The organism is Corynebacterium zhongnanshanii (genome assembly GCF_014490575.1).
Classification (GTDB): Bacteria; Actinomycetota; Actinomycetes; order Mycobacteriales; family Mycobacteriaceae; genus Corynebacterium; species Corynebacterium zhongnanshanii.
In genome coordinates this window covers 995,820-1,009,398 of record NZ_CP061033.1, presented here as the reverse complement: position 1 = coordinate 1,009,398, position 13,579 = coordinate 995,820, and the positions used below count along the sequence as shown (strand labels likewise).

11 protein-coding genes are annotated in these 13,579 nt (G+C 61.2%); 5 read left to right on the top strand and 6 right to left on the bottom strand.

The genetic code is table 11. From position 1 onward, the window contains the following. Positions 1 to 21: 21 nt before the first annotated feature. Both tal and tkt read right to left on the bottom strand, forming a co-directional pair. Positions 22 to 1,128: a transaldolase gene (gene tal, locus IAU67_RS04515; RefSeq protein WP_151841537.1), complete on the bottom strand. Its 1,107-nt coding sequence runs from the start codon at positions 1,126 to 1,128 to the stop codon at positions 22 to 24. After that, the gene (tkt, locus tag IAU67_RS04510; protein WP_151841536.1) at positions 1,128 to 3,227 is read right to left on the bottom strand and encodes a transketolase; all 2,100 of its coding nucleotides are present in this window, start codon (positions 3,225 to 3,227) and stop codon (positions 1,128 to 1,130) included. The genes tal and tkt overlap by 1 nt, the downstream gene beginning before the upstream one ends. Positions 3,228 to 3,411: 184 nt before the next feature. Between tkt and IAU67_RS04505 the strand changes: the two genes are divergently transcribed. Next, entirely contained in the window at positions 3,412 to 4,350 is a 939-nt protein-coding gene (locus IAU67_RS04505) for a heme o synthase (RefSeq protein ID WP_151841535.1), read from the top strand. A 53-nt stretch (positions 4,351 to 4,403) separates the two neighbouring features. Here IAU67_RS04505 and IAU67_RS04500 read toward each other — a convergent pair whose 3' ends face one another. The 4 genes from IAU67_RS04500 to mptB form a co-directional block, all read right to left on the bottom strand. After that, positions 4,404 to 5,474 carry a COX15/CtaA family protein gene (locus IAU67_RS04500; protein ID WP_370451912.1) on the bottom strand — a complete coding sequence of 357 codons (1,071 nt, stop codon included), beginning with the start codon at positions 5,472 to 5,474 and terminating at the stop codon, positions 4,404 to 4,406. Between the two features lie 66 nt (positions 5,475 to 5,540). Continuing rightward, a complete protein-coding gene (locus IAU67_RS04495) occupies positions 5,541 to 6,281 on the bottom strand; it encodes an ABC transporter permease (protein WP_151842373.1) in 741 nt (246 codons plus the stop codon). Between the two features lie 142 nt (positions 6,282 to 6,423). Beyond that, complete coding sequence (locus IAU67_RS04490) at positions 6,424 to 7,377, bottom strand: ABC transporter ATP-binding protein (RefSeq protein WP_225723438.1); 954 nt, start codon at positions 7,375 to 7,377, stop codon at positions 6,424 to 6,426. 64 nt (positions 7,378 to 7,441) lie between these two features. Further along, a complete protein-coding gene (mptB, locus tag IAU67_RS04485; RefSeq protein WP_187767964.1) occupies positions 7,442 to 9,208 on the bottom strand; it encodes a polyprenol phosphomannose-dependent alpha 1,6 mannosyltransferase MptB in 1,767 nt (588 codons plus the stop codon). A 161-nt stretch (positions 9,209 to 9,369) separates the two neighbouring features. Here mptB and IAU67_RS04480 point away from each other — a divergent pair, with 161 nt between their 5' ends. From IAU67_RS04480 to sufC, 4 genes are all read left to right on the top strand, one after another. After that, positions 9,370 to 10,047 (top strand): helix-turn-helix transcriptional regulator, encoded by a 678-nt coding sequence (locus tag IAU67_RS04480; protein WP_151841534.1) that lies wholly within the window; start codon positions 9,370 to 9,372, stop codon positions 10,045 to 10,047. A 9-nt stretch (positions 10,048 to 10,056) separates the two neighbouring features. After that, positions 10,057 to 11,493: a Fe-S cluster assembly protein SufB gene (sufB, locus tag IAU67_RS04475; protein WP_151841533.1), complete on the top strand. Its 1,437-nt coding sequence runs from the start codon at positions 10,057 to 10,059 to the stop codon at positions 11,491 to 11,493. Positions 11,494 to 11,497: 4 nt separating this feature from the next. Next, on the top strand, positions 11,498 to 12,694 hold the full coding sequence (sufD, locus tag IAU67_RS04470; RefSeq protein ID WP_151841532.1) for a Fe-S cluster assembly protein SufD: 1,197 nt from the start codon (positions 11,498 to 11,500) through the stop codon (positions 12,692 to 12,694). A 101-nt stretch (positions 12,695 to 12,795) separates the two neighbouring features. After that, positions 12,796 to 13,551 (top strand): Fe-S cluster assembly ATPase SufC, encoded by a 756-nt coding sequence (sufC, locus tag IAU67_RS04465; protein ID WP_151841531.1) that lies wholly within the window; start codon positions 12,796 to 12,798, stop codon positions 13,549 to 13,551. Positions 13,552 to 13,579: the final 28 nt, after the last annotated feature.

The window sequence follows — 13,579 nt, the reverse complement described above, 5'->3', positions numbered from 1 at the left end:
GAACGACGCGGCGCCGTAATGCTAGCGCAGTTGCTCATCCAACGCCGCGAGCAAGTCCTGCCAGGATGCCACGAACTTGTCCACGCCCTCAGTCTCCAGCACGGTCCACACGTCGGCGAGGTCGATGCCAAGGTCCGAGAGCTTGCTGAACACCTCGTGGGACGCCTCGGCAGTGCCGCTGAGCGTATCGCCCGTGACCTCACCGTGGTCGATCGTGGCATCCAGAGTGGCCTCCGGCATGGTATTCACCGTGTACGGCCCGGCCAAGTCAGTGACGTACACCGTGTCAGGCAAGGATGGATCCTTGACCGACGTCGACGCCCACAGTGGTCTCTGCGTCCGGCCTCCCGCCGCGCGAAGCTCCTCCCAGTCCGGGTTGTTGAGCAGCGCGTCCTCAAAGGCTGCATAGGCCAGGCGGGCGTTGGCCACGGCGGCCGTGCCCTTGAGTGCCAGGGCCTCGTCGGTGCCGATGGCCTCCAGACGCTTGTCGATTTCCGTATCCACTCGGGAGACGAAGAAGGACGCGACGGAGTGGATCGTGGAAATATCGTGACCATTGTCCCGGGCTGCCGCGATGCCCTCGATGAAGGCCTGCATGACCTGGCGGTAGCGCGCAACGGAGAAGATCAGCGTGACGTTCACGCTGATGCCTTCCGCCAGGACATCGGTGATGGCGGGGAGGCACTCTTCCGTGGCCGGGATCTTAATCATCAGGTTGGGGCGATCCACCTTGTGGGCCAGCTCCTTGGCCTGTGCCACGGTGGCTTCGCGGTCCTTGGCGAGGCGGGGATCAACCTCCAAGGAGACCCGGCCGTCCACACCGTCGGTGTCCCGGAAGACCGGTGCGAATATGTCGCAGGCGGCCCGAACGTCATCGATGGCCATATCGAAGACGGCGGAATCCGCTCCCACACCGGCGTCGGACAGTTCCTTCAGCTGGGCATCATAAGCGTTGCCGCTGGTCATAGCGGTGGCGAAGATAGCGGGGTTGGTGGTCACACCCACCACGCCCTTGGTGTCGATCACCTCTGCGAGGTTGCCGGTCTTAATGCGGTCTCGGGAAAGGTCGTCCAGCCATACGGACGTTCCCGCCGCAAACAATGCCGCGATGGTCTGTGGTGCTGCCATTACTGGTCACCTCCAGCTTGCTTGAGGGAGTCCTTCGCCGCGGCGACCACAGCGTCCGCGGTGATACCGAATTCGCGGTATAGCGTCTGGTAGTCCGCGGAGGCACCGAAGTGCTCCAGGGAGATGTTGCGGCCGTGCAGGCCGGTGAAGCGGTGCCACGGCATCGCGATGCCGGCCTCCACGGATACGCGTGCTGTGACGTCGCTCGGCAGGACGGACTCGATGTAGTCTGCGTCCTGCTCCAGGAACCACTCCATGACGGGAACGGATACCACCCGCGTGCCGATGCCTTCATTCTCCAGAGCCTGCGCGGCCTCCACGGCCAGCTGGACCTCGGAGCCGGTGGCCAGAAGGATCACCTGAGGCGTGTCCGTGGAGGATTCCACCAGGACATACGCTCCCTTGGAGACGCCCTCGGCGGCCTTGTCCTTCGTACCGTCCAGCACGGGAACATTCTGACGAGTGAGGATCAAAGCCTTCGGACCGGCTGGCGACTTCAGGGCTGCAGCCCATGCCGCTGCCGTCTCGTTCGCATCGGCAGGGCGCAGCACAGCGAGGTTCGGGATCGCGCGTAACGCGGCCAGGTGCTCGACAGGCTGGTGGGTCGGGCCGTCCTCACCCAGACCGATGGAGTCGTGCGTCCACACGTGGTACACGTCAGTCTCCATCAGCGCGCCCAGGCGCACGGCGCCTCGGGCGTAGTCAGAGAACTGCAGGAAGGTAGCGCCGTACGGGCGGGTCAGGCCGTGCAGGGCAATACCATTCAAAATGGCGGCCATGCCGTGCTCACGAATACCGAAGTGCAAGTTACGGCCTGCCGGATCCGTGGTCCATGCGTTGGTGGTGATGGATTCAGGACCAAAGGACTTCTCGCCCTTGATGATCGTGTTCGTGGATCCCGCCAGGTCCGCGGAGCCGCCCCAGAGCTCAGGCAGGGTCTTACCGAGAGCCTGCAGGGCAGCCTCGGAGGCCTTGCGTGTTGCCACGGACTCACCAGCGTCCCAGGTGGGAAGTTCGGCGTCGAAATCAGACGGCAATTCCCGGGCGGTCAGACGGTCCAGCAGGGCCTTCTTCTCAGGGTTGGCCGTGGCCCACTCGTCGAAGGACTGGTTCCACTGCGCATGCGCCTGGGCCCCGCGCTCCACGAGCTTGCGGGTGTGCTCCACAACCTCATCCTCGACGGGGAATGGCTCATCGGGGAATCCCAGCTCCTTCTTGATGCCGGTGATCTCCTCTGCGCCCAGGGCTGCACCGTGGGAGCCGCCGGTGTTCATCTTGGTGGGTGCGGGGTAGGCGATCACCGAACGCATACGGATGAAGGTAGGCCGGGTGGTGTCCTTCTTGGCCTGCTCCACGGCGTCCAGGATGCCTTCCACGTCCTCGCCGGTAACCTCGAGGGTCTGCCAGCCGTAGGCCTCGTAGCGCTTGGAGACGTCCTCGGTGAAGGCAATGGTGGTGTCATCCTCGATGGAGATGCCGTTGTCATCCCAGAACACAATCAAATTGCCGAGCTGCTGGGTGCCCGCCAGGGAGGAAGCCTCGCCGGTCACGCCCTCCTGCACATCACCATCAGAGGCGATGACGTAAATGTAGTGGTCAAAAGGAGACTCACCAGCAGGCGCGTCCGGATCCAACAACCCGCGCTCGCGGCGGGACGCCATCGCCATACCCACGGCGGAGGCCAGACCCTGGCCCAGCGGCCCGGTGGTGATCTCCACGCCGTCCGTGTGGCCCACCTCTGGGTGGCCCGGGGTCTTGGAGCCCCAGGTGCGCAGTGCCTTCAGGTCCTCCAACTCAAGGCCGAATCCTCCGAGGTACAGCTGGATGTATTGGGTCAGGGAGGAGTGTCCCACGGACAGGACGAAGCGGTCGCGGCCTACCCACTGGGTGTCCTGCGGGTCGTGGCGCAGCACGCGCTGGTAGAGGGTGTACGCCAGGGGAGCGAGGCTCATGGCCGTTCCTGGGTGGCCGGATCCACAGTTCTCGACGGCGTCAGCGGCCAAAACGCGTGCCAGGTCCACGGCACGGGTGTCTGTGTCAGTCCACTCAGCTGGGTAATTACGGACGGTAAGGGCGGACAGTTCCGGAGACAGAGTCACGAATGAAGCCTTTCTTATGCTGCAATTCTTATGCAATTGCGCGCCACGTTTTTTACAGATAAAACCTATCCTAACCCCGAATAGTCACATCTGTCCGAAACGCCTGTGTTGTTTTCGTGTTCAGCCTCAACTCGGGTAGCGTAGAACAGACGTGTGAAATCGTGTATTGGAGGCGAGGCAAGCGGTGAATCAGATCGCTGACAGAGTTAAGGCCTATGTTGCTTTGACCAAGCCTAGGGTTATCGAACTACTCTTGGTAGCGACCATTCCCGCTATGCTGCAGGCCGCACGCGGCGATATACACCTGGGCCTTATTCTGCTGACTCTGATCGGTGGATGGATGGGTGCCGCAGCCGCCAATACCTTCAACATGGTTGCGGACTACGACATCGATCAGGTGATGCGCCGTACCCGACGCCGCCCGATCGCCAAGGACTCCGTCACCGTAGGGCAGGCCCGGGTGTTCGCGTGGGCCATGTTGATTCTGTCCGTCCTGTGGCTGGGATTCCTCTGCAATTCCTGGCTCGCCGCGTTCTTCATTGTTCTTACCAACTGGTTCTACATCTTTGTCTACACGAAGTGGCTGAAGCGCCGGACCTGGCAGAACGTCATTTGGGGCGGCGCCGCCGGCTGTATGCCGGTGATTGTTGGCTGGGCTGCCACCACCGATAACACTGTGGGTGCGCTAAATGCCGGCTGGACCTCCTGGTCCCAGGCGATCATCCTGTTCATGATCATCTTTTTCTGGACCCCACCTCACACCTGGGCGCTGGGAATGCGCTACCGCGAGGACTACGAGGCTGCGGGTGTGCCGATGATGCCCGTGGTCAAGCCGCCGCTGGAGGTGACGCGCCAGATTCTGCTGTACACCTGGGCTACGGTCATCACGTCGTTGCTGCTGGTTCCGGCAGCGGGCTGGATTTATGCGGTCGCGGCGGTGGCCTCCGGTGCGTGGTTCATCATTATGGCGCACCGCCTGCACTCTGGCGTGAAGGCCGGTACGCCGGTGAAGCCCATGAAGTTGTTCTTCCTGTCGAACAACTACCTGTCCGTGCTTTTCGTGGCTCTGTCCGTGGACGCCGTGTTGGGCTGGGACACGGTCTGGCAGCTGCTCGGCTTCTAGCCCGTCTCGACCGCTCGCGCGGTTCGGCGTCTAGCAACGTTGAGTGTCTAGCGCTATTCGGCGCGGGCGGCGTCACCCTCCACAGAACCGGTTTCTTCTGCGGAACCGCCCGTCCAGCGGAACTTCTGGGCCCAGAACAGGCCCGCCAGAGCTGTCACGATGCCGGTTCCAATGACGTGCAGCGGCACGGTCCAGCGCGGCACTCCCAGCTGGTACTGCATGATGCCAATTCCGCCCTGAACAATGATGGCGGCGACTACCCACCATGCGGTGCGGCGCACCTGGCGCGTGGTCTTCGTCGCGAACAACCCAGCGATGAGGCTGGCCGTGAGGCCCAGGTACAGATACATGAAGTGAGCGTGCACCTGCGCCATTTCAAACAGAGGAATCTGCAGGCGGTGTTCCGGCAAGATTGCCGCATCACCTGCGTGCGGGCCCGCAGAGGTGGTCATCGTTCCCGTGACCAGGTTGATGGCCAGGGCCAGCACGGACAGGTCCATGGCGATGCGCAGCGGCTTGGCCATGAGGTTGGTCTTGGTGCCATCGTCGGGCTCCGTCACACGAATCACGAGCTTGGCGGCGAAGAACACTAGAATCATCGATGGTAGGAAGTGGGCCATCACCATCCACCAGGCAAGGTCCAGGTGAACCGTGATTCCACCGATCACGGCCTGCAGGATCACTCCGATTCCCTGGAAGAACGCCAGGTGCAGAATCTGAGTACGACGGGCGGCACGCAGGACCGACGTAAAGGCAAGCACACAGGCCAGAGCCACCACGAAGGTAAGCATGCGGTTGCCGAACTCAATGAGCTGGTGAATCCACGGAGCGCTTCCCGAGACGGGAACAAAGGAACCCGGGTGGCATTGGGGCCAGGTGTCACAGCCCAAGCCGGAGCCGGTAATACGCACCAACGAACCGGTAAACGTGATGCCGGTCTGGGCGATCAGCATGATCAGCGCATAGATGAACTGCCGCTTCATGGGAGGCACGCTTGAGCGTCGGTTAAAAATCGACGCATCCACGCGATACCAGCCACGGTAGATAGGCAGCATGATGCGGTCGAAGCCTGTGGCTGAGTCCTGGCGCTTGCGCAGCGTGTCGGGGATGAGGTCAGTGTTCATGGAAGGTGCACCTTAAAAGAAGTTGTTAGGGGCTGTGCGGGTGACTGTGTGCGTGAGTTCATCGAGTTAGTCCGAGTTCATGGTGAAGGAGAACGTCTTGAGCGCCAGGCCGGCCCCCAGCACACCCCATCCGGCCAGAATCACGAAGGCCAGGATGTTGAACGCGCCGTCGGTGAACGCATCCTGCAGCCCTTCCATGAGCGCCACGGAGGGGATGAGCATAAGGAAGCGCGTGGCGGACTCGCTGAGTTCCGTGGCCATCGTGACGTACGCGGCAGCGCCCATGAAGATGAACCAGATAGTGTTGCCCAGCGCCAGAACCATCTCGGAGCTCAATGTTCCGCCGAGGAACAATCCCAGGCTAGTGAACGCCGCCACTCCCACCACACCGATGATGACAGCCGCTGGCAGGCCGGGCAGACTCATGTGCCACCCCAGCAGCAGTGCCACAGCCGTCAGAATGACCACTTGCACGGCTACAACGGCCAGCACGGCCACAACCTTTCCGCTGATCAGCGCCCACTTGGGAACGCCAGAGGCACCGATGCGTTTCAGCGCGCCGTAGCGTCGGTCAAAAGCCACGGCAATGGCTTGTCCCGTAAAGCCTGCACCCATCAGCGCCACGGCCATGCTCATCGGAAAGACGCGGTGGACCGGATCCTCCATATCCACGATGGGCAGCAGCGACAGCCCGATCAACACGCCTAAGGGAATGATCATGGACAACAACTGCTGCTCGCCGTGCCGGAGGAAGAGCAAGGACTCCACCTTGGCCTGGGAGGCAACAATTGTCCTTTTCGACGCCATGGCCGGCTCAGGGGTAAATGTGCCGGGGGAAAATCGCTCGCTCACTGAATTCTTCCTTACTCTTGGCGGTCTGTCTCGGTGTACTCTGTGCGGCCTGTCGCGGTATGGCTGGTCATCGATCTCGCCGTGTCAGTCCTGCGTCTCATTGCCGGATCTCTCGTCCCGTCATGGACAAGAACACGTCCTCCAGAGAACGCCGGTCCACGCTCAGGCTGCGGATCAGCACGCCTTGGCTCTCGATGGCCTGGGCCAGGGCCGTGACGTGGGCAGGGGAGACCGGCCCCGGCGTGGTGAACTCGTAATGCAGGGGCTTGATCTCCTCGATGGAGGCCGGCGAGACCTGAGCGTTGAGGGCAGTTTCATCCAGTTCCTGATCCACAACGACGGTCAGACTCTGGCTCTGGGAAGTTCCTGCCGTCATCTCGGCTGGAGTACCAAAGGCGACCAGGCTACCTCGGTCGATGATGGCCACGTGATCGGCCAGAGCCTCGGCCTCGTCCATGAGGTGCGTGGTCAGCACCACGGCCACACCGTCGCGGCGCAGCGCGCGGATCAACTCCCAGACCGCGATGCGCGATTGTGCATCTAACCCCGCGGTCGGTTCATCTAAGAAAACCAGCTCTGGGCGGCCCACCAGGGCGCAGGCCAAACTAAGGCGCTGCTGCTGGCCACCACTGAGGCGACGGTAGGGGGTCTTCACGTGCCGCTCCAGTCCCACAGTGTGGAGCAGCCATTCGGTATCCAGGGGGTTTCTAGAGTAGCTTGCCACCAGGTTCAGCATCTCGCCCACGTGGATGCCTGGATACGCGCCACCGCCCTGCAGCATCACACCGATGCGGCGGCGCACCTCGTCCGTCTGGGCATGGGGATCCAAACCAAATACGGTCACGCTTCCGCTGGTGGGTTTCTGAAAGCCTTCGCACATTTCCACCGTGGTGGTTTTTCCTGCGCCGTTGGGACCAAGCAGGGCAACAACTTCACCGGCATGGACAGTCAGCGAGAGATCGTTAACTGCGGTATGAGACCCGAAGGCTTTCACCACATGATTCAACTCCAGGACTGGCTGCTGGCTCCGTGTGTCGCTGTTTTCTTTCACAATTCTCCACCTTAGTTTGTGCCCCTCACACCCTGAACTTCAGCTAGCGTGATCCACCGCACAATTATTGTTGTTGCTTCGCCTGCCCCTGTGCCTCCCGCACTCGCTGAAGGTGCTGAATGCGGGTACTGGCCAGTGCCTGCCGTAGCTCCGGATGACTGCGTGCAATCAGCCAGAACACCCCTAATAGCACAGCCAATACGAACACAGACATCGCATAGATATACACCACCGTCAGGGGCGGCAGACCCAACCCACGGGGCAGAATGGCGAAGCTAAAGGCCGTGGAATACAGCACGGTCGCTTGCTGGAATGCCCGCCGATTCGCCCACGCGGCCAGGGGCATGATGGCCCACAGGAGATACCAGGGCTGCACCACGGGGAAGAAGAAAATCATCACGAGCGTGGACACGCCGAAGGCACCCAGCGGGTGAATACGGCTCTTAAACGCCGCCCACAACATGCGCGCCAGCCACACTGCAGCAACACCCGCGCCCAAAGCTCTGAAGAGAAACAGTGAGGCATTCAGGTGATCGCCCAAACCCAAATACATCGCGAGGATGTTGCTGGCCAGCCCCGTCAAGGTGGTCAGCGACATCCAACTGACGATCTCTGCCGCCCCGCCCTGGGAGGTGATCCATCCGAAGCCCGTTCCCGTCACGAGCGACAAGGTGATCGACGTCAGCGCCGCCACCACTGCCGCAAAGACGGCAGCCCGAAGCAGATCAATAATCCGACCACCTCGCCACAGCGCAACCGCCACGCCCGCAAAACCCAAAGCGACGAACGCGGTCACCTTCACCAAGCCCGCCATCGACATCAAGATGAAACCTGCGAGCACCAACGCTCGGCGTCGGGATGAACGATCCTGATCCTGCAGCCCCGTCAGCACCAGCTCGAAGCCCATCAACAGCAAGCCCATCATCGCCGACTCATTGTGGATGCCACCCACCAGGTGCAGGATCGCCAGGGGGTTCAACACGCCCACCCACAGCGCCGTCTGTGGGGCCACTCCGCAGCGACGCGCCAAGCGGGACAACGCCCATGCGGACATCCATAAGCCCGCGATGGACACCACACGGTGGCACAAAATCCCCAGCACGATGGAATCGTTGGTCACAAGGCTGATCACTGCGCCATACGTCATCGCCACCGGGCCATACGGGGACGGGGAGTGCGACCACATGAGAGGCACCGACCGCGCTAACTCGTTGTGTACGCCCAGCAGATCCACCGGCCCTCCGGAATACGGGTCAATGCCCTGCGCGGTGATCGACCCTTGAGCCAGATAAGAATAGATGTCCTGGGTGAACATCGGTGCCGTGAACAGAATGGGGAAGGTCCAGCACACGAAAATCCGCCAGAGCGTGCGCGGTGGAAGATACAGCATCACGCGGTGGCGGCGCGGCAGTGTAAACCGAGCCAACAGGAACCATCCCAGCACCAACAGGGCGATACCCACGAAGCACATGACGGTAGTGGTGTGCAGCATGCGGGCCAGAATCCCCACCAGTGGGATTTCCCAATAAGGATTGCCGATCACCGGAAACGCCCCGGCGCCCAGACCACCGACAGCCAGCAGGACCGAGCCAATCGTTCCCACCAGGGTGGCGATGTGGAGGCGGCGCCGGGACACTGAATCCCACTCCACATACTCAGGGAACTGGTGGGCCTCCACACCCATATGCTTGTGATCGGTGAGCTCGTCGTCGTCCAGCGAAGTCTCCAGGTGGAGCCGGGAGAAACGGGACCCGGCTGCACCGAGGCGCGGCATCAGCGCGGCGCAGGAGCGAAAGAAACCGTGCGCTGAGGGCTCCGGGGAAGACGTCATGGCTATTGAGCCTACCCGCGCGTTGCCCAAAAGCGATGTTGTTTCGCGATGTGTGTCCCTATATTTCAGGCTTACCTTAGTAGACAATTACTCAGATTTACGACACACTCGTGTTGTCTAATCCTTTTTGCGGAGTACGATCGAGGAACGAAGGAGGCCCCATGAGCACCACTCAACACAGTGAAGCCGATACGCGCCACCGCATCCTCATGCACGTACTTAGGCACGGCCCCGTCAGCGCCACCGACATCAGTGACGAGTTCGGACTCAGCGCCGCTGGCGTGAGGCGACACTTGGACAATATTGTCGCCCAAGGCCTTGCCGAGACCGTCACCGGACCCAAATCCGGGCAACGCGGACGTCCCGCAAAACTCTTTCGCCTGACCGATAAGGGCCGGGCGAAATTCGGACATGATTACGACACCTTGGCTGTACTTGCTCTTCGCGCGTTGCGAAACGCCGGGGGAGAAGAGGCAGTTGAAAACTTTGCTCACGAACGCATCATCGAACTTCTGGGATCTGCAGAAGAGATGGAAGGGGCTCCTTCCTCCGATGATGTGGTCGCCCGGGCACGGTTCATCGCAGAGCGGCTGACGGAAAAGGGCTACGCCGCCACTGTTAACGACGCTGCGACTGGCGTACAGATTTGTCGCCATCACTGCCCAATCCAAGATGTTGCGCACGAGTTCCCCGAGCTCTGCGCGGCTGAACACCGGGTGGTTGCGGAACTGCTCGGTCAACACACCCAACCTTTGGCTACAATCGCCGACGGTAACGGTATTTGCACCACTCACATTCCGCTTACGACCATTTCCCCTTCCCCCAAGAAGGAAAGCTAACAAGAACTTATGACACAAGCTGCACAAACCCCACAACCGCAGACTGATGAAGAGATCATCAACTCCATCGGCGCCTATGGTTATGGCTGGCACGATTCCGACGAGGCCGGAGCGTCCGCTCGACGTGGCCTCAACGAAGAGGTCGTGCGAGACATCTCCGCCAAGAAGGACGAACCGGAGTGGATGCGCGAGCGCCGCCTGAAGGCCTTGGAGATCTTCGACAAGAAGCCCATGCCTACCTGGGGCGCCGACCTGTCCGGCATTGATTTCGACAACATCAAGTACTTCGTGCGCTCCACGGAAAAGCAGGCCCAGACCTGGGAAGACCTTCCAGAGGACATCAAGAACACCTACGACAAGCTGGGCATTCCTGAGGCTGAGCGCCAGCGCCTGGTCGCAGGTGTGGCGGCACAGTACGAATCTGAGGTTGTCTACCACCAGATCCGCGAGGACCTGGAGAGCCAGGGCGTGATCTTCGTGGATACGGACACGGGACTGCGCGACTACCCCGAGCTCTTCGAGGAGTACTTCGGCACGGTAATCCCCGCCGGCGATAACAAGTTTTCTGCTCTGAACACTGCCGTGTGGTCCGGCGGTTCCTTCATCTACGTGCCTAAGGGCGTGCACGTGGACATCCCGCTGCAGGCATACTTCCGCATCAACACGGAGAACATGGGTCAGTTCGAGCGCACCCTCATCATCGTGGACGAGGATGCGTACGTGCACTACGTCGAGGGTTGCACCGCTCCGATCTACAAGACGGATTCCCTGCACTCCGCCGTGGTGGAGATCATCGTGAAGAAGGGTGGACGCTGCCGCTACACCACCATCCAGAACTGGTCGAACAACGTCTACAACCTGGTGACCAAGCGCACCAAGTGCGAAGAGGGCGCAACCATGGAATGGGTCGATGGAAACATCGGCTCCAAGGTCACCATGAAGTACCCTGCCGTGTGGATGACCGGCCCGCAGGCTAAGGGCGAGGTTCTGTCCGTCGCTTTTGCTGGCGAGGGCCAGTTCCAGGACACCGGAGCGAAGATGGTGCACATGGCGCCACACACCAGCTCCAATATCGTGTCCAAGTCCGTGGCGCGCGCCGGTGGACGCGCGGCTTACCGCGGCCTGGTGCAGATCAACAAGGACGCGCACCACTCCAAGTCCAACGTGGAGTGTGACGCCCTGCTGGTGGATTCCATTTCCCGGTCGGACACCTACCCATACAACGACATTCGCAATGACCATGTCACGCTGGGTCACGAGGCCAAAGTCTCCCAGGTGTCTGAGGATCAGCTGTTCTACCTCATGTCCCGTGGATTGCCAGAAGAAGAAGCCATGGCCATGATTGTGCGCGGTTTCGTGGAGCCCATCGCGAAGGAATTGCCGATGGAGTACGCGCTCGAGTTGAACCGCCTGATTGAACTGCAGATGGAAGGATCGGTGGGCTAAACCTATGTCAACACCTCTTAACGAAACTGAAGCAACGATCACCCCTGTCGCTGCTGGCACGGACCACCAGACCAAGGGTGACCGCTTTACGTCCTTTTCTTCCGCAGATTTCGACATTCCGAAGGGACGCGACGAGGACTGGCGTTTCACCCCCTTGCGCAAGTTGCGTGGTCTCCACGATGGCTCGGCGTCGCAAGGCAAGCGGGCGTCGGTCTCTGTGACGGGCGTGACTGACGACGTCAGCGTTGAGGAATTGGATATGTCCGACGCCAAGCTCGGTCGGGCGGGAGCCCCCGTCGATCGTGCGGCGGCTCAGGCGTGGGAGAACACGCCGAAGGCCGATTACGTGCGCGTGGCATCCAACGCGGTGCTCTCTGAGCCCGTCGTGGTGACGATTGAGGGGCCGGGGGAGGACACCGTGTCCTATGGTTCCTTGGTCATCGAGGTGGAGGCTCACGCTGAGGCCGTGGTGTTTGTGCACTACACGGGCTCCGGCGCACACTCTGACAACCTCGAGTTCGTCATCGGCGACGGCGCGCAGCTGACCACCGTGGTGCTGGAGGATTGGGCTCCTGACGCAGTGCACCTGTCCAACTCCCACCTCCAGGTGGGCCGGGACGCCACCGTGCGTCACTACTACGCAGCCTTCGGCGGCCAGGTCGTGCGCTCCGTTCCACACGTGCGCTACACCGGCCCCGGTGGCGACGCCGAGATGCTGGGCCTGTACTTCGCAGACTCCGGTCAGTACTTCGAGCAGCGCCTGCTGGTGGACCACTCGATCAAGAACTGCCGCTCCAACGTGCTCTACAAGGGCGCTTTGCAGTCCACGGGCGAGGACGACAAGTCCGAGGCCCGGACCGCGTGGATTGGCGACGTGTTGATCCGTCCTGAGGCGACGGGCACGGACACCTACGAGAGGAACAACAACCTGCTGCTGTCCCCTGGTGCTCGAGCTGACGCGGTTCCGAACCTGGAGATCCAGACCGGTGAGATTGTGGGCGCGGGACACGCCGCGACGGTAGGTCGCTTCGATGATGAGCACATGTTCTACCTGCAGTCGCGCGGTATTTCCGCTGCCGAGGCCAAGATGCTGATTGTCCGCGGATTCTTCACCGATGTGATCAAGCGCATCCCGATTGAATCCATCCGAGAGGACCTCGAGCAGAAGGTGGAGCGCGAATTGGCCTCCACCGTCCTGTAGAGCCAGCGCCTTCACACACTGACGTCCTTGAAGAACACTGTTCCTGCACCAGTTCGCCCCACGCGAACACCATTTTGAAAGAAAGCGAACGAGTACACGCAATGAGCACTCTTGAGATTAAGAACCTGCACGCACAGGTGGTTCCCGCCGATGAGAATGAGCAGCCCAAGCCCATTCTGCACGGCGTAAACCTGACCATTAACTCCGGCGAAACCCACGCCATCATGGGCCCAAACGGCTCCGGTAAGTCCACCTTGTCCTACGCCATCGCAGGACACCCACGCTACGAAATCACCGAGGGCGAGGTCCTCCTGGACGGCGAGAACCTCCTGGACATGGAGGTGGACGAGCGTGCCCGCGCCGGCCTGTTCCTGGCTATGCAGTACCCGGTTGAGGTTCCGGGTGTGTCCATGGCTAACTTCCTGCGCTCGGCAGCCACCTCCGTGCGCGGCGAGGCTCCGAAGATCCGCGAGTGGGTCAAGGAAGCACGCACCGCGATGGATGAGCTGTCCATCGATCCTTCCTTCTCCGAGCGTTCCGTCAACGAAGGCTTCTCCGGTGGTGAAAAGAAGCGCCACGAGGTTCTTCAGCTGGGACTGCTGAAGCCAAAATTTGCGATCCTGGATGAGACGGACTCCGGTCTGGATGTCGACGCCTTGCGCGTGGTCTCCGAGGGAATCAACCGCTACAAGGAGCGCGAGAACGGTGGTGTGCTGATGATTACGCACTACCAGCGCATTTTGAACTACGTGAAGCCTGACTTCGTGCACGTTTTTGCCAAGGGCAAGATCGTTCAGTCCGGTGGTCCGGAATTGGCTGAGCAGCTCGAGGCCGAGGGCTACGAGAAGTTCATCTAAAGCACGCATACGTCGACAGAGATTTATA

Bases quoted from the DNA above. Each gene is read 5' to 3' on its own strand.
- IAU67_RS04495 (WP_151842373.1), bottom strand. From the start codon at position 6,281: ATGGCGTCGAAAAGGACAATTGTTGCCTCCCAGGCCAAGGTGGAGTCC.
- IAU67_RS04500 (WP_370451912.1), bottom strand. From the start codon at position 5,474: ATGAACACTGACCTCATCCCCGACACGCTGCGCAAGCGCCAGGACTCA.
- tal (WP_151841537.1), bottom strand. From the start codon at position 1,128: ATGGCAGCACCACAGACCATCGCGGCATTGTTTGCGGCGGGAACGTCC.
- sufD (WP_151841532.1), top strand. From the start codon at position 11,498: ATGTCAACACCTCTTAACGAAACTGAAGCAACGATCACCCCTGTCGCT.
- IAU67_RS04480 (WP_151841534.1), top strand. From the start codon at position 9,370: ATGAGCACCACTCAACACAGTGAAGCCGATACGCGCCACCGCATCCTC.
- sufB (WP_151841533.1), top strand. From the start codon at position 10,057: ATGACACAAGCTGCACAAACCCCACAACCGCAGACTGATGAAGAGATC.
- sufC (WP_151841531.1), top strand. From the start codon at position 12,796: ATGAGCACTCTTGAGATTAAGAACCTGCACGCACAGGTGGTTCCCGCC.
- mptB (WP_187767964.1), bottom strand. From the start codon at position 9,208: ATGACGTCTTCCCCGGAGCCCTCAGCGCACGGTTTCTTTCGCTCCTGC.